14 protein-coding genes and 1 tRNA gene are annotated in these 21076 nt (G+C 60.8%); 6 read left to right on the forward strand and 9 right to left on the reverse strand.

Annotated features, from left to right (window positions below; genetic code table 11):
- Nucleotides 1-10 precede the first annotated feature (10 nt).
- Nucleotides 11-1294, forward strand: a complete 1284-nt coding sequence (locus MMB48_RS09620) for an ATP-binding protein (RefSeq protein WP_012578431.1) — start codon at nt 11-13, stop codon at nt 1292-1294.
- Entirely contained in the window at nt 1291-1986 is a 696-nt protein-coding gene (locus tag MMB48_RS09625) for a LuxR C-terminal-related transcriptional regulator (protein WP_011068769.1), read from the forward strand. Before MMB48_RS09620 ends, MMB48_RS09625 begins: the two co-directional genes overlap by 4 nt.
- Before the next feature lie 47 nt (nt 1987-2033).
- On the opposite strand, the gene galE is transcribed toward MMB48_RS09625, so the two are convergent.
- The 6 genes from galE to serS all read right to left on the reverse strand — a co-directional run bounded on the left by galE (nt 2034) and on the right by serS (nt 10195).
- The gene (gene galE, locus MMB48_RS09630; RefSeq protein WP_032745455.1) at nt 2034-3056 is read right to left on the reverse strand and encodes a UDP-glucose 4-epimerase GalE; all 1023 of its coding nucleotides are present in this window, start codon (nt 3054-3056) and stop codon (nt 2034-2036) included.
- 68 nt (nt 3057-3124) lie between these two features.
- Nucleotides 3125-4672, reverse strand: a complete 1548-nt coding sequence (locus MMB48_RS09635; RefSeq protein ID WP_032745456.1) for a UDP-glucose--hexose-1-phosphate uridylyltransferase — start codon at nt 4670-4672, stop codon at nt 3125-3127.
- Nucleotides 4673-4721: 49 nt separating this feature from the next.
- Nucleotides 4722-5801, reverse strand: a complete 1080-nt coding sequence (nahK, locus tag MMB48_RS09640; protein WP_032745457.1) for an N-acetylhexosamine 1-kinase — start codon at nt 5799-5801, stop codon at nt 4722-4724.
- Nucleotides 5802-5828: 27 nt separating this feature from the next.
- Entirely contained in the window at nt 5829-8084 is a 2256-nt protein-coding gene (gene gnpA / locus MMB48_RS09645; RefSeq protein WP_032745458.1) for a 1,3-beta-galactosyl-N-acetylhexosamine phosphorylase, read from the reverse strand.
- Nucleotides 8085-8656: 572 nt separating this feature from the next.
- Nucleotides 8657-8741 (reverse strand) — tRNA-Ser (locus MMB48_RS09650).
- Between the two features lie 167 nt (nt 8742-8908).
- Nucleotides 8909-10195, reverse strand: a complete 1287-nt coding sequence (serS, locus tag MMB48_RS09655; RefSeq protein WP_032745459.1) for a serine--tRNA ligase — start codon at nt 10193-10195, stop codon at nt 8909-8911.
- Nucleotides 10196-10428: 233 nt separating this feature from the next.
- On the opposite strand from serS, the gene MMB48_RS09660 reads away from it, so the two are divergent.
- Nucleotides 10429-11610: a diacylglycerol/lipid kinase family protein gene (locus tag MMB48_RS09660; protein WP_032745460.1), complete on the forward strand. Its 1182-nt coding sequence runs from the start codon at nt 10429-10431 to the stop codon at nt 11608-11610.
- A 1-nt stretch (nt 11611) separates the two neighbouring features.
- Here MMB48_RS09660 and MMB48_RS09665 read toward each other — a convergent pair whose 3' ends face one another.
- Nucleotides 11612-12505, reverse strand: a complete 894-nt coding sequence (locus MMB48_RS09665) for a PRD domain-containing protein (RefSeq protein ID WP_032745461.1) — start codon at nt 12503-12505, stop codon at nt 11612-11614.
- Between the two features lie 51 nt (nt 12506-12556).
- Nucleotides 12557-14647, reverse strand: coding sequence for a glucose PTS transporter subunit IIA (locus MMB48_RS09670; RefSeq protein ID WP_032745462.1), 2091 nt, complete (start codon nt 14645-14647; stop codon nt 12557-12559).
- A gap of 495 nt (nt 14648-15142) precedes the next feature.
- On the opposite strand from MMB48_RS09670, the gene pgm reads away from it, so the two are divergent.
- The gene (gene pgm, locus MMB48_RS09675; RefSeq protein ID WP_032745463.1) at nt 15143-16819 is read left to right on the forward strand and encodes a phosphoglucomutase (alpha-D-glucose-1,6-bisphosphate-dependent); all 1677 of its coding nucleotides are present in this window, start codon (nt 15143-15145) and stop codon (nt 16817-16819) included.
- Nucleotides 16820-17534: 715 nt separating this feature from the next.
- On the opposite strand, the gene MMB48_RS09680 is transcribed toward pgm, so the two are convergent.
- On the reverse strand, nt 17535-18632 hold the full coding sequence (locus MMB48_RS09680) for a hypothetical protein (RefSeq protein ID WP_012578446.1): 1098 nt from the start codon (nt 18630-18632) through the stop codon (nt 17535-17537).
- Nucleotides 18633-18862: 230 nt separating this feature from the next.
- Here MMB48_RS09680 and MMB48_RS09685 point away from each other — a divergent pair, with 230 nt between their 5' ends.
- The gene (locus tag MMB48_RS09685) at nt 18863-19288 is read left to right on the forward strand and encodes an RrF2 family transcriptional regulator (RefSeq protein WP_032745465.1); all 426 of its coding nucleotides are present in this window, start codon (nt 18863-18865) and stop codon (nt 19286-19288) included.
- Between the two features lie 130 nt (nt 19289-19418).
- Nucleotides 19419-21071, forward strand: coding sequence for an FAD-dependent oxidoreductase (locus MMB48_RS09690; protein WP_080714940.1), 1653 nt, complete (start codon nt 19419-19421; stop codon nt 21069-21071).
- The last annotated feature ends 5 nt before the right edge of the window (nt 21072-21076 follow it).

Raw genomic sequence — 21076 nt, forward strand, 5'->3', positions numbered from 1 at the left:
CAATAGGAGTATGACGTCATCTCCCGAACCATTGCTGCCTGCGCGCATGCCGTTGATGCGCCCCCGGCAGGGCCGTTGGCTCACCGGTGTGTGCAAGGGCATCGCCCTGCACTTGGGCATCGGCGTGGCATGGATTCGGATTGCGTTCATCGCACTGACCTTCCTCTACGGCGCAGGCATCATCGCTTATGTATTCCTGTGGGTGTTCATGCCCGCCGGAGACCCGGTGACGGCTGCAGCTCGCACAGTGCCCGTTGATCAGGCGCCGCTTGCGCGAGGCAATCAGTCACTTGCCGCCCATGACGACGAATCGGCTGCCGCACCGGAATCATTGTCCGAGGCCATCCAACGTGCTCCGAAACCGGCCGTCGTGGCATTGGCCGGTTTCGCGTTGATGGCCACTGGACTGTTGCTCACCAGCACCGGTGCGGATGTCCAGATTGTGCTTCCGCTGCTGGTAGGGTTGGGCGGCATCGCACTGGCATGGATGAATCTTAGTCCGCGAGGCACGCAGCTGTTGTCTATGTTGGGCGGCATCGCACTGATTTTCATGGGATGGGCATTGTATGTGCATAATGTCAGCATTCCTGGGTGGGGCGCCTCTCCTCGACGCATTGTTGCCAGCGGATTCATGATGATCGTCGGTATCGTGGTGGCGGTGATGCCGTGGGCGAACGCGATGCTGCAACGGCTCACCCACGAGCAGGCATTGAAGGAGCGCGAAGAGGAGCGCGCGGACATGACCGCCCATCTGCATGATGGCGTGCTGCAAACGTTGGCGCTGATTCAGCTGCACTCCGAGGAATCGACCACCGTATTCGCCCTGGCGCGTAGCCAAGAGCGCGAGCTGCGCGAGTGGCTGTATCAGGAACGTTCCACATCGGATCGTTCGGTGGGAGCCGGATTGAAGCAGATCGCCGCCGAAGTGGAGGACGAGCACGGCAAGCCGATTGAGGTGGTCACCGTGGGCGACGCGCGGCCGAGCGCCCAGACCGATGCGCTGCTGGACGCCACCCGTCAGGCGTTGGTCAATGCGGTCACGCATGGCGGCGAGCCGGTGTCTTTGTATTGCGAGGCCAGCGACACGATGGTTGAAGTGTTCGTGCGCGACCATGGCGAAGGCTTCGATATGGACGCCATTCCGCCCGACCGGCTGGGCATCCGCGAATCGATTATCGGCCGCATCAAACGGCGCGGCGGTACAGTGGAGATAGTGTCCAGAGCCGGCTGGGGCACCGAGGTCAGAATGCATATGCCGATCGCGCTGAAAGCGGCGCAGGGAGAACATCGATGAGCGAGAACGAGACAGCCAAGATTCGTGTGGCCGTGGTCGATGACCATGAGATGTTCCGTGCGGGCGTAATCGCCACATTGCGCGATTCCTTCGATATCGTCGGCCAAGCGGCGGACGTGCCCGGTTCGGTGGCGATGATCGCACAGACCAAGCCGCAGGTGGTGTTGCTGGATGTGCATGTGCCCGGCGGCGAGGGTGGCGGCGGTGCCGAGATCCTCGCCAAATCACGCCCCTACTCCCCCACTACCGTGTTTCTGGCGTTGTCGGTTTCGGATGCGCCGCAGGATGTGGGGGCGGTGATTCGTGCCGGTGCCCAGGGCTATGTGACCAAGACGATTACCGGCGCTGATTTGATTTCATCCATCAAGCAGGTGCATGAGGGCTATGCCGTGTTCTCGCCGAAACTGGCCGGTTTTGTGCTTTCGGCCTTCCAGGGTGTGCCGGCGGCGGGGTCTGATGGCGGCGCTGATGGTGCGGCACGGGCTCATGATGAGGAGCTGGACCGGCTGTCCGCCCGCGAGCAGGAGGTCATGCGGCTGATCGCGCGTGGTTACACGTATAAAGAGGTGGCGGCCGAACTGTTCATTTCGATCAAGACGGTCGAAACGCACGTGAGCTCGGTGCTGCGAAAGCTTCAGCTTTCGAATCGCACCGAGCTCACCCGCTGGGCCGCCGATAGGCGCATTGTGTGATAAACGACAGATGAGCTCCCTCATCAGAGGGAGCTCATCTGCTCATATCACTCCGCGTCGCGGAAACCGTTGGGGTTCTTGGTCTGCCAGTTGAGGGAGGAGGAGGCCATGTCGTCGATGGTCAGCTCGGCCTTCCAGCCAAGCTCCTTCTCCGCCTTGGAAGCGTCGGCGTAGCATGCGGCGATGTCACCGGGGCGACGCGGCTTGATCGTGTACGGAATCGGATGGCCGGCGGCCTTCTCGTAGGCCTTGATAACCTCAAGCACGGAGTAGCCGTGGCCGGTACCCAGGTTGTAGACGAACACGCCTTCCTTGTCGATGTGGTCAATGACGGCCACGTGACCCTTGGCCAGGTCGACCACGTGGATGTAGTCACGCACACCAGTGCCGTCGGGCGTGTCGTAGTCGTCGCCGTAGACCTGGACTTCCTTGAGCTCGCCGACCGCGACCTTGGCCACGTACGGGGTGAGATTCGCCGGAATACCCTTCGGGTCTTCGCCCAGCAGACCGGACTCGTGTGCGCCGACCGGGTTGAAGTAACGCAACAGCACGATGGTCCAGGACGGATCGGCCACATGTACGTCGCGCAGAATCTGCTCCTGGAACAGCTTGGAGGTGCCGTACGGGTTGGTGGTGCCGCCGGTCGGCGTCTCCTCGGTAATCGGCAGTTCCTTCGGCGTGCCGTACACGGTGGCGGAGGAGGAGAAGATGATCTTCTTGACGTTGTGCTTCCTCATCGTCTTCAGCAGCACAAGCGTGGAGTACAGGTTGTTGTCGTAGTATTCGATCGGCTTGGCCACGGACTCGCCCACGGCCTTGAGACCGGCGAAGTGAATGACCCAGTCGATGTTGTTTTCGGTAAAGACGCGTTCCATAAGCGCCTCATCGCGCACGTCACCATCATAACGCTTGACCGGCTTGCCGGTGATCTGCTCGACGCGCTCAAGCGCCACAGGAGACGAGTTGCCGTAGTTGTCTACGGAAATAACGTCGTAGCCCTTGTTGAGCAGTTCGATGTCGGTGTGGGTGGCGATGAATCCGGCGCCGCCCGTAACCAGGACAGTGGTCATGTTTCCTCCTTTGGAAGGACTTGCCTTCGGTTTTCCTTCAGTATTGAGCTTACTTCACCACGCCGGTTTTACCTAGCGACGAAGCCAAGCCCCTCAAGAAAGGCCCGCGTGGCGGTTTTCCGCTTGAACACGGCCGTGTTGCCGAGGATGCGGTAGCAGACGCTGCCGAGCTCGTCGTGTATGGCTTGGCGAATGGCCTCGCGGTCGCGGTTTCCGGCCAATGTTTCAGCGAGTTCGCCCCATTCGAGACTGAATTCGCTGACTTCATCGGGCAGGTCGCGGCCTTCGGCGAGCGCCTCCTCGACGATGCCGAGCTGGTCGACGAGCCGTCCGGGCAGGATGAACAGGCCTTGAGCCTCGATCAGTCCGATTGGTTCCTGCTTGACCGGCCAGTATTCGGGGTGTGCATGGAAGATACCTTCCGGATACTCGTCGCTGATCGCATTGTTGCGGAAGATGAGACTCATCTCATAGCCGCGTTCGGTGATGATTGCGCTGGGCGAGAGGGCGGATTGGCGGTTGCCGTCCGCGTCATGGCTGGCGATGCCGTTCGCCGCGTCGTCATAGCCGACCCATGCCTCGCGGATGATGTCGGATACATCGATGATGCTCTGGCGGTTTTTCGACACCACGCGCACGGCGGTGCCGGGCCAGTCAAGGATTTCAACCACGGCGTCCGGATAGTCGGCGAGCGTGAAGGCGGACCAGGTGGCGGCCTTGTGCATCGGGAGCAGTTCACCGCCGCCCTGGTAGTGGTCATGGGCGAGCACCGAGCCGCCGATGCGAGGCAGCGCGGCGTTGCATCCGAGGAAGTATCCGGGGAAGCGGTCCACGAAGTCGAGCAGGTGGCCGAACGTGTCACGATCCACGTGCATCGGCGTGTGATCGGCATTCACGCAAATGCCGTGCTGGTCGAAATATCCGTAAGGCGAGAACTGCCAGAACCACGGTTCCCCGCCGAGCGTGACCGGCAGGGTGCGCAGGGTGCGCTTGTCGCGTCCCGCAAAACCCTCGTTCTCATGGCAGATCGTGCATTTCGGATACCCGCCGGCCACGGCGTTGCCCGCCGCCGCCTTCTTCATGTTCTTGAATTCGGGCTTGGCGAGGTTGATGGTCACCGTCAGGCCATGCGAATCGAACCGCGGATTTCGGTCGAGTTGGGCGCGCTTGACGTAGTTGTTGGCCACGCAGTAGTCGTAGAACCATTGCATCGCGGCCATGCCGCCGTCCCGATGCTCGACAAGCCGGAACCGGTCGTCAAGGTCGGCGGGACTGGCGCAGAGCAGCCCCATGACGATGTCGGCGTACATCGGGCCCTCCTGCGCTTCGAACAAGCCGCAATCCACCGCCGCGGCGCGAAAAGCGGAGAGCAAGGCGTCGGGAACGATGCGGGCGCGACCGACAGACCCCTCGGGCCCCTGTGCGCAACAGTCCTCCTCACCGCGGCACGGACGACACGAGGTCGCTTCGGCACCGGGATAGGAATCCAGGTCGAACAGGGCGAAAATCCGATTCCGCGCCCAGTCCGCGTTGCGGGGATCGAGGTCAAGGTGGGCGAGCGCATAGTCGATCAGCGCGTCGATGCTTGCGTACACCGTGGTCAACCGATCGTTCATCGCACTCCCTCCGCAACGCGGGCTCGGACATGATGCATCTGCCGGGAGCTCACTTGGTCGTCTCCATGACGTCGGCCACGATGGCGCGGGTCTCATCGGCTCGCTGCTCCATCTCCCTCACGAGCTTGATCTGGGTGCGGGAGCGCACCAGGTTATGCTCGGGGTACTTGGTGGCGAAGTAGACGTCGCCTTCCAGGTAGTCGGCAAGGAACCGCATGCCGCATTCCATGGTGAGCAGATTGCCGCTGAAAGGCAGCAGCTCGGCCTCACGCTCGGTGACGCTGCCACGCAGTTCGCCCACGAAACCTTCCGTATAGGCGCGGAACAGGTCGGTGCTGAAATGCACCTTGTCCAGATCCCGCTCATCCTCCAAGGCCGTGGACGCGCCGAAACGGATGGAATCGCCGAAGTCGAAGAGCATGGACCCCGGCATGATGGTGTCGAGGTCGATGATCGCACGGGCCTTGCCGGTGGTGGCATCCATGAGGATGTTGTTGAGTTTGGTGTCGTTGTGGGTCACGCGCAGCGGAATCGAACCGTCCCTGAGCCCATCCATCACGACGGCATACTGGTCGGCGTGGCTCAGATAGAAGTCGATTTCCGGCTGGCATGCGGCGGCGCGGCCGAACTTGTCCGCGGCGAGGGCGGCCTTGAAGTCCTCGAAACGATGCGGGGTGTCGTGGAAGTGGGCGATGGTTTCGGTCAGCTGGCTGGCGTCGAATTCAGACAGGAAGTTCTGGAAGTCGCCAAATGCGCGGCCGGCCTCACGGAACACGTCCGGGTTCGGCACGAGGTTGTATGACATGGTGTGTTCGATGAACCGGTAGACGCGCCATGCGCCGCCATCAATCTCGGCCCAGGTGTCGCCGGAGGTGGTGCGCACGATGTCCAGCGTCTCCTTGCCCTTGGCTTTGAGGGCGGAGGTGACCAGTTCGACATTGCGCATCAGATTCACCGTATCGGGGAAGATACTGGTGTTCATCTGCTGGAGGATGTAGCGGGGGCCGTCCGTGGTCACCAGATAGGTGGTGTTGATATGGCCGTCTCCGTAAGGTTCGATGCCGGTCACGGCACCTTCCAGCGCAAAATGCGAGGCGATGCCGAATAGAACTTCATTGCTTTCGGTCATGATGAGTCCGTTCTCCAAAACGCGGGATCAGGCTTCACGCCAGGCGATACCGCTGTCAGGCAGGTCGAAGTCCTCGGTGGTGCCGTCGGCCAAAGTCACCGTGGTCTTCTGCGGCTGATCGGTGTTGTTGATCACGCAGTACAGGCCCTGTGCGGGGAAGTGCGCGACCTCGCATTCCGGGTTGGATGAACTCCATGCCGCGTACTTGTCTTCGTTGTGGGAGGCATAGAACAACACGCGTTCCAGCAGTCGGGCGTTGGCCGCCGAATAAGGCAGTCCGGAGATGTACACGCCGCGGCCCTTGCCGTAGTCGTTGGTCGCGAGCTGCACCTGACCGCCGTCCGCGCGCAGCAGGGTCACGTTCTCGTTGACCGGGTACGTGTTGAGCACGGGTTCGCCGAAATCGATGCCTCCCAACGGCTTGATGGATTGGCCACCGCCGCAGCCGCTCAGCGGGGTGCGGTAACCGGCCTGTTCCCATGCCTCACGGGCCGCCGGGTCGACCGGCACGTCGGCGGTGATGAAGTGGTCCGGCACCACCGGCGGGAAGTACTTGTCCACGGAGAGGGTTTGATAGCGTTCCTCGTCCACGCCAAGCACATCGGCCAATTGGAAGAAACGACCCGACTGGAAACGCGGCGCCGAACTCGGCTCGCCCACGCCCACGAACGCGCCGCCGCCACGCACCCAGGCGCGCACGGTTTCCACGAGCTTCGGGTTGGTCCACACGTCGCCGCCGGTGAATGCGGTGTCGACCGGGCCTCCGTTGATGATTACGTCGATATCGCTATCGATGCCATGCTCGAGCACGTCATCGAAACTGATGAACCGCACGTTCACGCGCATGCCGGACAGCGACTCCAGGATGCCGTAGTAGGAATAGGTCTGCTTGTTGGGCAGGGCGTGCGCCACGGTGAACGCCATCCAGGAGCGCATCTTGCCCCAGGAATTCAGGATCGCCACGTTGAGCTCGCCTTCGGCGGCCACTCCGCCGGTGCGGTCATGGATGTCGCGGAACTCGTTGGCGATGTGGGTCACCGTGTCCACGAACTTCGGGAACTTGGCGGCCAGGGAGAGGTAGCCGCCGTAGCCCATGCGGCCGATCGGCGAGCGCAGGATCGCGCGGCGGGCCTTGCGCCAGTTGTCGAGGCCTTCGATGCTCGGATCGTTGCCCTCGTAGAACGTGTCGGGGAAGAAGTACGGCAGGAAGCGGCCTTCGGTGTACCTGACGCCCGGAATATCGGCGATCATGCGGGTGGTGGTGCCGTCGCCGATGGATCCGACCACGGCGTCCAGGCCAAGCTCGTCGAATCCATCCTTGTACGGTTCGGTGCCGATCCACTGGTCGCCGAGGAACATCATCGCCTCTTTGCCGGCGGCGTGGGACATGTCGGCGAGCTGCTTGACGTTTTCGCGCACGAAGCCGGAGAGGAAGTCTATCCAGTCGCGCTGGGCCTTTCTGGGCACACGCCATGCGGAGTTGTAGGCACCGCCGTCCACGAAGTCCTCCGGGCGCAGGCGGTAGCCGTACTTGGCTTCGAAATCATCTAGCGCACGCGGGCTTACGGTGCAGGCGCAACCGAACCAGTCGACGACCTTTTCGCGGCGCTTCTCATCGAACAGGAGCGTGAACTGGTAGAAGAACGTGGTGAATCGCACCACATCGGTCTGCGGGCTGTCCTTAAGCCACTGCTCGAACGTGTCGAACACGAACTTGCGGGTGGCCGGATGATAGATGTCGAACGGGATCTCGTGTTCCTTGTCGCCCCAGTCGTTGGTCAGATGGTTGTACATCTCGACCGGGTCCCAGATGATGTAGGCCAGGAAGCTCACCGTGTATTCGTGCATCGGCACGGCCGCGGTCACGTGCACGGTGTCCTCGCCCGGGTCGAGCGTCCAGCCGGACGGGTCCACGACCTCGCCCGTGGTGCGGTCCACAACCTCCCAGTACTTATGCGGGTCGGCGTCGCGGTTAGGCTTGAGCTGTTCCTCGAAGAAGCCGTCCATCAGCGGCACATCCACCGCGTTGGACTCGGCCAGGATACGGGCGGTCAGCAGGTAGACCTGCGGGGTCTCGTCCATGTGCAGGGTGATCCACTCGTTGTGGGCGCGGGTCGGGAAGTAGGCGCTGTAGATCTTCTTCCCGAGAGCGAGCACTGCCTCGTCCAGATGCGTGCCGTCGGAGTTGCGGATGGCGTCCGCACCCCACAATTCGGCGAGTTCCTTGGTCTTTTCGGCGAAATTCTCTTCACTGGGTAGCGTGAAGCGGCCGGTGCTGGTCATGAGTGCTCCTTTGCATTGCGGTTTTCAAAACATGTGGCGACAACATGTCGCACGGTAATGGCCGACGTCATCGTGGACTCTGAGGACCTGACTGCATGTGTCCTTGACGCCCACGATGACGCCGGACGACTGGGATATACGCCACTGGGATCATGGAGGGAATGTCGCCCGGCATGGAGGCAGTGGATGACATGTCGGAAAGACGGCACCATCGGCAGCGGGAGGGAAATACGCTGCGCGGTGCCGGCGCTCCCGAAACGAAGACCGGCCTTCACGACGAAGCGACCAGACACATCGCGGCCGCAGTCGGGCAGTCCCGTTCTCCGTGCTTCCGCGGCACGATCACCATGCGACGTCATACGCCTACTCCTTCGTAGCGAGCCGACACTTCACCGCGACGGCTCATGGCTAATATATGCCTTCGTTCCTTTATTGTCAACTTAACTAACAATTATCGCGAGCCTCGACGGAAGAACCGACGTATCCATGATGCCCAACACATGACTCATCGACGAGCACCGCAGGGAGAACATGAAAAAGCCCCGGGCAATCCGGGGCCTTGCCACACAAAGCGGACAGAGCGAGATTCGAACTCGCGGAGGGTTGCCCCTCAACGGTTTTCAAGACCGTCTCTTTAGACCGCTCAGACATCTGTCCTATGTTGTGCACAACGGCACAATCAGCCATTATAGCGAAACATGCCGAACAGTCACCTGAACGGAACACGCCGCCATCGCAGCGAACGCCGGGCGACCATGCGAGTCGACATCAACTCGCGCGCCCGGGGAAGCCCGCGTCCATGCGCGGACTCCCCCATCATCTGCTCAGGCCTCCCACTTCGTCGGCTCGATGACTTCCTTGCCGCCCATGTAGGCGCGCATGGCCTGCGGAATCTCGATGGAGCCGTCCTTCTGCTGGTGGTTCTCCATGATGGCGACCAGCCAACGGGTGGTGGCCAGCGTGCCGTTCAGGGTGGAGACCGGGCGGGTGCCGCCGTCTTCCATACGCTCGCGGATGTTCAGACGGCGAGCCTGGTACTCGGTGCAGTTCGAGGTGGAGGTGAGCTCGCGGTAGCGGCCCTGGGTCGGGACCCAAGCCTCGCAGTCGAACTTGCGGGCGGCGGAGGAGCCGAGGTCGCCGGCGGCGGTGTCGATGATGCGGTAGGGCACCTCGACCTTGGCGAGCATCTCCTGCTCCATGGCCAGCAGGTGCTCGTGCTCCTTGTAGGAGTCCTCCTGCTTGGCGTAGACGAACATCTCCACCTTGTCGAACTGGTGGACGCGGATGATGCCGGAGGTGTCCTTGCCTGCGGCACCGGCCTCGCGGCGGTAGCAGGAGGACCAACCGCAGTAGCGCAGCGGGCCGTTGCCGAGGTCGAGAATCTCGTTCTCGTGCATGCCGGCAAGCGCCACTTCGGAAGTGCCGACCAGGTACTGGTCATCGGGCTCACGCAGGCGGTAGATCTCGTCGGCGTGGGAGTTCAGGAAGCCGGTGCCGCGCATGACCTCGGGGCGCACGAGCGTCGGGGTAATGGCCAGCGTGAAGCCGTGCTCCTCGGCCTGATCCACGGCCATGGTGAGCATGGCGATCTGCATACGGGCCACCTGGCCACGCAGGAAGTAGAAGCGGGAGCCGCCAACCTTGACGCCACGGCGCATGTCGATGCCGGCCACGCCGGTGCCGAGGGTCAGGTGGTCCTTGGGCTCGAAGCCTTCGGCCGCGAAGTCACGGATCTGGCCGACCTTCTTGACGACCACGTAGTCGTCCTCGCCGCCTTCGGGAGCTTCGGGCTCCACGATGTTGGAGAGCTTCCACATGGCGGTGGTGTATTCCTCGGCGGCGGAATCGGCCTTGGCCTTGTATTCGGCGACCGTCTGGGACAGTTCCTTGGTCTCGGCGATGAGCTTGGCCTTCTCGTCCGCCGGGGCGGAGGCGACCTTCTTGCCGATTTCCTTCTGCTGGGCACGAGCCTCTTCGAAGGCCTTCAGCGCTTCACGACGTGCGGTGTCGGAGGAGAGCACTTCGTCGACGAGTTCCACGGACTCGCCGCGCTTGCGCTGGGATTCCTTGACGATATCGGTGTGTTCACGGATGAATTGAATATCAAGCATGGGCACCAGACTAGCCGCGTAAGCAGACACCGACAATGGCCGAATGTGCGGGAGTAACGCGGAAATCACAGGGAAGCCCGGGAAAGTCCGCGGACGGGTCCACCCGGCCAATTTCGTCAGATGAGACGCGATTGAACCATGATTGCGCCCCACGGGGCTGTTGCGTGCAGGAAATGTTCACGTACGGCGCACCATGGCCGTAAACGACCTCCCCACCGATAACAATAGGAGCCATGCCTCAGCCTGCCCTCACCGTGTTTCTGATCATCGCCGCAATCGCCATTGTGGCGGCGCTCATCGCCGTCATCGTCATCGCCCTGCGCGCGCAGCGCCGCCGCAAGCTGGCTCAGACGCTGGAGAAGCGCCGGGACGACGAGGTGCAGTACGCCTTCATCGTGAATCCGTCCAAACCGCAGGCCGAAGCCCGCCGGCTGCATATCCAGAGGTTCTGCGAAGCCAAGGGGCTCAATCGCATCCGCTTCTACGACACCCAGCTTGACAAGGACGGCAGGGTCTGCGCGCTTGAAGCGCTGGAGGACGGCGCCGACGTAGTGATCGCGGTCGGCGGCGACGGCACGGTGCGCACGGTGGCGAGCGCCGTCTCCGGCACCGGCCATGCGCTGGGCATCATCCCCATCGGCACCGGCAACCTGTTTGCCCGCAATATGGGCGTTCCCGTGGACGATATCGACGCCGCGCTGACCGTGGCCACCTCCCACGGCTCCCGCCTGGTGGACATGGGCCGTCTCACCCTGCTCGACCACCCGGAGGACGACCACGGCCACGCCTTCCTCATCATCGCCGGCATCGGTTTCGACGCGGCCATGATCGACGACACCAACCCCGAGCTCAAGGCGAACATCAGCTGGCTCGCCTACTTCGTGGGCGGCGTGAAGAACCTGTTCGCGCCGAAGTTCCGCGGCACGCTGACAGTCACCAGCGCCGACGGCTCGACCCACACCATCAAGAATCTCGATTTCCGCACGGTGATGGCCGGCAACTGCGGCCAAATTCCCGTGTTCTCGCTGATGCCGGCGGCCTCCTATGACGACGGCCTGCTGGACTTCGAAATCATCGACACCACTGGCGGCATCCTCGGCTGGGCCAACCTGTTCGGCGACGTGGTGCACCAGACGATCATCGGCAAGCCCGAGCAGAACCCGCTGTCCACGAATTCGACCATCGAGCAGGTGCAGGGCACCAGCGCCGAAATCACGCTGGAGAAGCCGGCCAAGGCACAAGTGGACGGCGACATGCTGCCGGAAACCCGCCACATCCGTTTCTCGGTGGATCACCGCGCGCTGATCGTGCGCGTGCCCGACGCCTCCGCGTTGGAAAAGACCGCGCAGGCCGCCGCTTCGAACGCCACCTCGGATTTCGCCGAAATGACCGGCACACTTGAGCCGATTCGCTGATTCACTGGCTCATATGCGCCAGCCGCGGATGGTCGGGAATATCCGAGGAACGGTTCTGATTCGTTTGATCCGTGACTCGTGCCACATGCAATGTCAGGTAGGCAACCTCGTCTTCGGTCAGCGTGGTATCGAGGCGCAGCTCAATAAGGGATGCGATAAGTCTCGCGCATTTCGAGGCTTTTGCATAGGAGCTCATAATCGAGGGAATGATTGCCTCCGGCTCCCTGCTGAGCTGCTCATGCTGATGAATACGCACGAACAAATACCGAAGATGGGTGATGAAACGGCCGACATTAACCGAATGCTCATCCAGCTCGATGTTATAGGTGCTTTCGATGACGGCGAGCAACTGTTGGATGACGCCGGTCATCATATACGTAGGAGAAAGGTCGCCTGTGGAGAAGCCGGCATTCACAAAATGCAGCGCAAAAGCAACGCTCTCGCTGGGATCCAGCGCATCGTCCAATCTGCGGTTCAGCGCGGCGAGCAGTGCGCAGCCCTGCTGGTATTCACGCTCATACAGCGAACGAATTTCCGAGTTCAGCGGATACGGCACAGGCGGAATGCCGTTCTTGGCGCGGCGTAAAGCACCACACACATGATCCGCGAGCGCCATGACCAACGTCGAGCTTTGTGCAGCCTCTGAACTCAGGCCAATCTCACCCATGGTCTCGGAAATGAGACGAATGATTTCAGGAGGAATATCGCCCAGCAACTGGGCCATATGGTCAGGGTCACGGCCTTGAGCCGGCACGAACACACGAGCCACTTTGGCATCGTCAACTGTCATGCCGGGCTTGGCCTTGAACCCCAGACCCCGGCCGGTAAGGATGACTTCGCGCCCCCGATCCTTCGCCAGGACGACGTTGTTATTGAAGACGCGAAGTATTTCCATGACATCCCTTCCGTTCGGGATCTTCAGGTTACGGTTGCGAACCGACCATGATTACTGTTCGATGGCGATGACTTCGTCACCGGCCGCGACGTTCACATCCGTCTTCGGAGTAACGGACTTGAGCGCTGCGGTGTTCAGTACCGTAACCAGCGTAGTGGTGCTGAATCCAGCCTTCTTGACTTCGTCGAGATCGACAGTCGCCAACAGGTCACCGGCATTCACTCGGTCACCCTTGGCCACATTCACCACGAAACCATTGCCATTCATCTTAACCGTATCAATGCCGACGTGTACCAGCACTTCAATGCCATCGTCGGTCTTGAGACCAAACGCATGGCCAGTCTCAGCAACGGTCTGCAGCACACCGGACACCGGAGCCTTAACCGTGCCGTCAACCGGCTCGATGCCCACGCCCTCGCCGAGGGCACGAGAAGCGAACACCGGACCGCCGGCATCGTCAAGGGATACCACGTGGCCCGCAATCGGAGCGAACACGGCGGAAGTGGCGGTCGCAGCGGCAGCCGGAGCATCGGCAACGGCAACAGCGGCGGTTGCGGTAGCGGTGGTGGCGTCACCACCGTTCACAGCCTTGGCGGACTGAGCCGCGGCACGGGCCTTGGCTTCGGCTTTCTGCTCCGGAGTGCGGTAGTCAAGCATGATAATCATAATCATGGCGGTGAAGAACGACACTGCGATGGAGACGCCGTAAACCCACATCTGGTTGAACACCGGCACGGTGAGCAGCGAGGTGAAGGCGAATGCAGTAGTGGTCACGCCGTGCACGGTCTCGCCGGAGGCGACGGTGGCCGGGAAGAGCCAGCCCATGACGGCGATTACGACGCCGCCCACGCCGCAGCCGACCAGCATACGGGAGTAAATGAGCTTGTAACGCAGGTGGATGCCGTAAAGGCTCGGCTCGGAAACGCCACCGAGCAGGCCGGCGGCAAGAGCACCGACGGAGGTCTGGCGCATGTCCTTATCCTTGTCACGGATGGAGAGGAACAGCACACCGGCAGTGGCACCGAAGCAGGCGAAGTTCCACACGCCCATCGGGCCCTGAATGAAGTCGTAGCCCAGGGTGTTGATGTTCATGATCATCAGAGCGTTCAGCGGCCAGTGCAGACCCAGCGGCACCAGGAACGGGTACAGCAGCGGGATTGCGATGGCGAAGATGAACGGAGCGTGTGTGTTCATCCAGGCGAGTCCGGCGCCGAGGCCGTTGCCGGCCCACACACCGATAGGTCCGATGATGAAAGCGGTGAGCGCACCGACGATGATCATGGAGAAGAAGGGCAGGAAGACCATCTGGACGCTGTCCGGAATGATCTTCTTCAGACCGTGGTACACGACCGCGAGCACGGCGACCATCAGCAGCGGCACGAACACGTTGCCGGAGTAGTCGGACAGCTGCATCGGCAAGCCGAACACCGTGGCGGTGCAGGAGGAGGTGCCCAGCGTGGTGTTCTCCACACACTTGACGGCGTCGCCCCAGGTCTTGGTGTCAGCCAGGGAGGCGAACTGCGGGGTCATGAGCATGCCCATGATTGCGCCGCCCAGCCACGGATCCACTTTGAGCTTGTTGGCGGCATTGTAGGCGACCATAATCGGCAGGAAGTAGAACACACCCTTCCAGATGGCCTGCACGAACACCAGGCCAGTGGTGGCGGTGTCGTTCGGAATCAAGCCCAGGGAAATGCACAGGTTGACCAGTGCGATGATGATGGACGCGCCAAGCAACACACCCAGAATCGGGCGGAAGGAGTCGGCCAGGTATTCGAAGAAGCTATCGAGCCATGCGACCTTGCCGCGGGCCTTGGAACGAGCGGCGGCCTTGACCTCCGCATCGGTCGGCTCATCGGCATTGTCGTCGACGGTGCCGGCGCCGAGACCAGCCATCTCGGGCAGGTGCATGATCTGCTCATACACGGAGGCGACCTGACCGCCGATAACGACCTGGTATCGGTCGCCGGACTGCGGCACGGCGCCCAGCACGAGCTTGTTGGCGTCGAGCGTGGCGTTGTCAACCTTGCCGGCGTCATTGAGTTCAAAACGCAGTCGCGTGGCGCAATGCGTCAGCGACTTGATGTTGGCCGCGCCACCGACACTAGTGACGATCGCCTTGATATCGTCTTGATGCGACATCTCTTACTCCATTCCTTTTCCACGGTTAAGCCAGCGCCTACCAGAGGAACCACCCTGTTCCTGAGCATCTGCGTTCCAGGAACCGGCAGTCACGCCAAATAACAGAAAAGACCTGAGATGTGGACGCCATCATGAATACACATGACTACGCCAACATCTCAGGTCTTGCCTCAACATTCGAGTAACAACCCTGCTAATTACTGACTGAACAGCGATTATAACGAGCTGAAAACAATCCGGCAAATCACACATATGGCCAGAGCCTGCCTATACCTCGAAACATAAGACGAGAGTAAGGAAGAACAGGCTTTAATCGGCGATGAACATCCGGCGTGTCTTTCTTGGACGATGCATCCGCAATGAGACGGCACGCAAGCCCACGCTTAGGCTCTTTGTGCCAGATGCGCGCCACCGCCATACACTTATTCGCACAAAAGTTGACAACTTTTAACATAATCTTGCCCCAGACGGCAAAAAACGTGGCAGAATGAAAGTATGGTAGCAAACAATGCGGGTCAGCCCGCCACCCCAGCAGATCTGATTAATGTCGATGAGGTTATCGGCAAATACTATGACCTCGTCCCCGATCCGGAAGTCCCCGAGCAGCGTGTCATCTTCGGCACCTCCGGCCACCGCGGATCGTCCCTGAAGACCTCGTTCAACGAGGCCCACATCATCGCCATCTCCCAGGCCATCGCCGAATACCGCAAGAAGGCCGGCGTCACCGGCCCGCTGTACCTCGGCTCCGACACCCACGCGCTGTCCGGCCCGGCCAAGAAGACCGCCATCGAGGTGCTCGTCGCCAACGGCGTGCACGTGCGCGTCGACTCCCGTGACGACTTCGTGCCCACCCCGGTGGTCTCCCAGGCCATCCTGACCCACAACCGTGCGGCCGACGGCACCCAGCGCTTCGAAGGCGAGGGCCTCGCCGACGGCATCGTCGTCACGCCGTCCCACAACCCGCCCACCGACGGCGGCTTCAAGTACGACCCCGTCACCGGCGGCCCGGCTCCGGCCGAGACCACCAACGCCATCGCCGCCCGCGCCAACGAGCTGCTCGGCGACTTCAAGTCCATCAAGCGTGTGCCCTACGAGGAGGCCATCAAGTCCGAGTACGTCGAGGGCTTCGACTTCCGCGAGCACTACGTGGACGACCTGGAGAACGTCATCGACTTCGACGTGATCCGCAACTCCGGCGTGCGTCTGGGCATCGATCCGCTCGGCGGCGCTTCCGTGAACTACTGGCCGCTCATCAACGAGAAGTACGGCCTGAACATCGGCGTGGTGCGTCCTGAGGTCGACCCGACCTGGCGCTTCATGACCATCGACCACGACGGCAAGATCCGCATGGACCCGTCTTCCCCGTACGCCATGAAGGGCCTGGTCGACGAGCTCAACGCCGGCGCTTGGGACAAGTACGATCTGGTCGGCGGCACCGACCCGGACGCCGACCGTCACGGCATCGTCTGCCCGAACTGGGGCGTGATGAACCCGAACCACTACATCGCCGTGTGTGTGGAATACCTGTTCGGCGGCAACCGTCCGGGCTGGCCCGAGGGTGCGGCCGTGGGCAAGACGCTGGTCTCCTCTTCCCTGATCGACCGCGTGGCCGCGGCGATCGACGCGAAGGTCATCGAAGTGCCGGTGGGCTTCAAGTGGTTCGTGGACCCGCTGTTCAGCGGCGAAGTCGCCTTCGGCGGCGAGGAGAGCTCCGGCATGAGCTTCCTGCGCAAGGACGGCCGCGTATGGACCACCGATAAGGATGGTCTGATCCCCGACCTGCTGGCCGCTGAGATCACCGCCAAGACCGGCAAGAACCCGGCCCAGCTTCACCAGGAGCAGGTCGAGCGCTTCGGCGAGTCCTGGTACAAGCGCGTCGACACCCCGACCACGCTGGAACAGAAGGCCAAGTTCGCCAAGCTGTCCGGCGACGACGTGACCGCCTCCACCCTGGCTGGCGAAGACATCAACGCCAAGCTGACCGAGGCACCGGGCAACCACGCCAAGATCGGCGGTCTGAAGGTCACCACCAAGGACAACTGGTTCGCCGCCCGTCCCTCCGGTACCGAGAACATCTACAAGGTGTACGCCGAGTCCTTCGTCTCCCCCGAGGCTCTGGACAAGGTGCTCGACGAGGCCACCGTCGTGGTCGACAAGGCCCTGAGCGAGTGAAATCGCTGCGTTAGTCGCGTTCACAGCAACCAATAAGGCTCTGCATTGGATTCATACAATCCACTGCAGAGCCTTATTTTTTCGACCACTGAAACACGCAGGTCAACGGTTCTCCTCATGCACCATGACTGCATTTTCTCAACATCACTGCAGGGCAGGACGGCCATATGACCGCGAAACGTTCGACTGCCTACATTATGACCGAGTTTCCCATCATCATTGTGGGGTCACAGCGGCCAGATGACCACCGAAGCGTTCGGTCGGCTTGCATCATGGTCGAGTTTTAACATCGTTGTGGGACGCCACGACGAATTTGCCCATTCCAGAGTTGCCATCCCACAAAAGCGTGGGACAACAGCTAAGTCAATCGTTTTACATTTCCCCCATCCCACACACTCAAACTGGAAACCCCGGAAAGACGCCATTCCTGCCACACCCGTCACAGCCATTACCCGAGGGGCCGTGGGACGCCACGCAAAAATCGGCAAAACACGCGTAGCGTCCCACACCCATTGGCGCAAATCCACGCTCAATGCACCGACAACACCCCCAATCGACCACTATGACACATTTCCCTCCACAATCGAACACTAGTCATTCACGAAATCCATCACTACGAGGCATCGCAATCGAACGGCATGCAATATCAAGCACACACCACAACAACAGCTCGTACAAATATTGCCTTTACATCAGTCCGTTTCGAACATCATGGTCACAGCAGGCTCTGCGCCAACTCTTCAAGAGACATGGCAACTACATGAAACTCGAATACGGCACCGCGCGAAGCAAGCGCCCTCGCCACGTTGAAAGCGAATTCAGCACGAGCATCCTCGTTAGCGATACTTGCCGCCGTGGCGACGAAGACCAGCCATCTCCGCCCGACCAGCACACCCCTTTTCTCTTGGTCACGGCGCCATTGAGTCTTACTCGTACGATGATGATCGCCATCATATTCAACAGCGACCTTGAACTCTGGCCACGCTAAGTCCAACGTTATGGGAGCTCCAGATGCAAAAGCCGCGTCCGGCACCACATAGTTCGCAACCGGCTGTGGAATCCCATGCGCTACCAGAGAGAGTCGTTCTTCTGATTCTTTGGGCGAATCAGCACCAGGTGATATCAGAGGCAATGCTCGAACGCAGGACGGGCGCCCTCTGAATCGGGTAAATTGCTCCACGAACTTCACCAGATCCTGATAGATTGCAGCAGCATCACGATCCTTAGCCAATACCGGCTGTTTGCTCGTAGCAGTGATGACGGCATCCCCGAGCACAATCAGAGACTCAAAAGAAACATACGGGGCAAGTTGAGCCCATACGTGAAACAGGTCCAGCGCAAACACGTGTTGGTTCATTTCCACATTGGCGGCTTTAGCCGCATGTTTCCAAATATGCGTTTGCAGTGGTGCATGGCGTGTACGAAACCGCTTGCTCTTAACGCTGGATACAGTGTGCAGCTTGGCCGAGTCGAGGTCGCAATCGGCGGGAATCGGTACGGATTGCAGAGCGAGGGAAGTGGTCATGCCGAAAAGCAGCTTCTTGCCCGCCCGTTTCGCTTCCTCAGTGCAGCGTGCGACCATGTCGCGTTTGCGCTGAGCAAGGCTTTCGCTCATGGTCAGTGCCGCCGCAGAATCATGTGCACCACTGTTTGGCGATGACGAGTCGCGAGAAGTCGGGTATTTCGAGTCAGCAGAAAATGACCCCGCAAATTCGGGCGGAACAAAAACTGCCTCCGATTCTTCCGGAGGCGGATCGTACATAGAGTCTGGCAGAGCTCCATAGTTGGTGATGCCGTCGGTCATGCTGTTCATGACACCACCATATGGGTAGTGGGTGCGGAAACGGAAGCCGATCCGAGGTATGTGGTCCTAGCTTCACTTACGCACATCTATTGTGGATAACCATGTAGACACCTCACTTATACACATAGTTATCCACCTCTTCAACCCTGATTTGACACACTAACTGCATCTGATATGATTACAGTATCATAACTGTACACATTATAGTTACAGTATCGACTCGGCAAGGAGGTCGTTTCATGAACGGCGACCATTCACTGGCAGTGCACGCATTGGTCTACCTTGACCATCGCGCCACACACCTGCCCAGTCATATCCTGGCCGAAAACATATGCACCAATGCGGCGCGCGTGCGCAAAGTAATGCGACCGCTCGCCTCAGCCGGACTCATCGCCACTAAACAGGGTGCTGAAGGCGGGTACGCTCTGGCCCGGCCCGCCGCCGAAATCACTTTGCGCGCGGTAGCGGAAGCCACCGGCACCACTTTTGTGGAAGTGAACTGGACACCGGGCGACGTACAAGAGGATTGCTTGGTGTCATCTTCAATGGGCGCAGTGATGGATGACATCTATGCCGGGCTCAACCGCACTTGCCTCGAACAACTCGAACACACCACCATCCACGACATCACCGAACAGATATTCAGCGAGCACAAAGGCGAATAATCCCGCGCATCTCCCCTAGCCAGCATCAGTCGACAACGCTTCGGCAGTCAAAGAAGAAAATCGGCACAGCACGGCGCACAACACATCAGCACAACACACTCTTACCACTCGAATACGTAAGGAAGTAACCATGTCCACCAGCACACCCAATGCCATCAGCACGCCCGACACCATCAGCATGCCCAGCACCTCCCCCACTATCACCACCGACGCCCTGATCATCGGATTCGGCAAGGGCGGCAAAACCTTGGCCGCCAAGCTCAGCGCAGCCGGCCGCAAGGTCGTCGTCGCCGAGGCAAGCGCCAACATGTACGGCGGCACCTGCATCAATATCGGATGCTTGCCGTCCAAGTCACTGATTTTGTCCGCCGAACAGGCGCGGCGGGATGGCGCGAACAGTACTCCCGAAACCCGCGAAGCAGCGTTCGAGGCTGCTATCAAGGAGAAGCGCCGCGTCACTTCGATGCTGCGCGACAAGAACTATCACAAGCTCGCCGACCAAGACAACATCACCGTAATCACCGGCCGCGCTCACTTCACCGGCCCTCATAGCGTGGAAATCGCCACCGCTGAGGGCCCGGTCGCCGTGACCGCCAGCAAGATCTTCATCAATACCGGTGCCACGCCGCGCATTCCGGATATTCCCGGTATCCGCACTACGCCCGGCGTCTACACCAGCACTGGACTGATGGATCTCGACGATATGCCGCAGCGACTGGTGATTATCGGTTCAGGATTCATTGGACTTGAGTTTGCCTCGATGTTTGCCGATTTCGGCACGGCGGTTACCGTGCTGCAGCACAATGCCGAGTTCCTGCCGCGCGAGGATGCGGATGTGGCGGCCGCGATTCGCGCACAGCTGGAAGCGCAGGGCGTCAAGTTCCTGTTCAACGCGGATACCAAGGCCATCGCGCCTGCTGCTGACGGCGGCGTCAGGTTGTCCGTTGCGGTGAAGGGTATGACTCGCGGTGCATCGCAAGCTTGCGATTCCACCCCCGCCGGCACCGGGAACGCTCATACCGATATCACCGGTGCCACCGACGCCACCGGCACCACCGACACTGCAACAACCACCAGCCCCACTAGCAACCCGACCGATCACGCCACGATGTCACACGTTCAAACGAAACCATCAGACGATGGCGAGCCGCGGTTCGCCGAACCGGCTGAAGCCCGATTCTGCCTGACCACCGACGCGGTACTGGTGGCCACCGGACGTACGCCGAACGTCGAGGGACTGCATCTTGAGGCGGCTGGCGTGGAGCTCACCGAACGCGGTGCTGTGAAAGTCGACGAGCTTCTGCGCACCACAGCAGCCGACATTTGGGCTCTGGGCGATGTGAACGGCGGCCCGCAGCACACGTACATTTCACTGGACGACTATCGCGTGGTGTGGTCGCAGCTCAATGGTTCCGCCCGTCCGTACACGGTGAAGGACCGCAAGCATGTGCCGTCGAGCACATTCCTCGCCACGCCTTACTCTCGCGTGGGATTGAATGAGCGCGAGGCGAAGGCGGCCGGATTGGATTATGTGGTCAAGCGATTGCCGGTGGCCGCTGTGCCGAAGGCCCAGGTAATGCGGCGACCGGATGGTCTGATGAAGGCGATTGTGGAACGCAATACTGGCCGCATTCTGGGTGCGATGCTGCTTTCCGCCGAGTCGCACGAGGTGATCAATATCGTCAAGTTGGCGATGGATCTTGACGCGCCGGCCAGCACGTTGCGCGATATGGTGTTCACGCATCCGACGATTGCCGAGGCACTGAACGACTTGTTCGCGTAGTTTGT

The organism is Bifidobacterium sp. FKU, assembly GCF_026016385.1.
In the GTDB taxonomy this organism is placed as follows: Bacteria; Actinomycetota; Actinomycetes; order Actinomycetales; family Bifidobacteriaceae; genus Bifidobacterium; species Bifidobacterium infantis.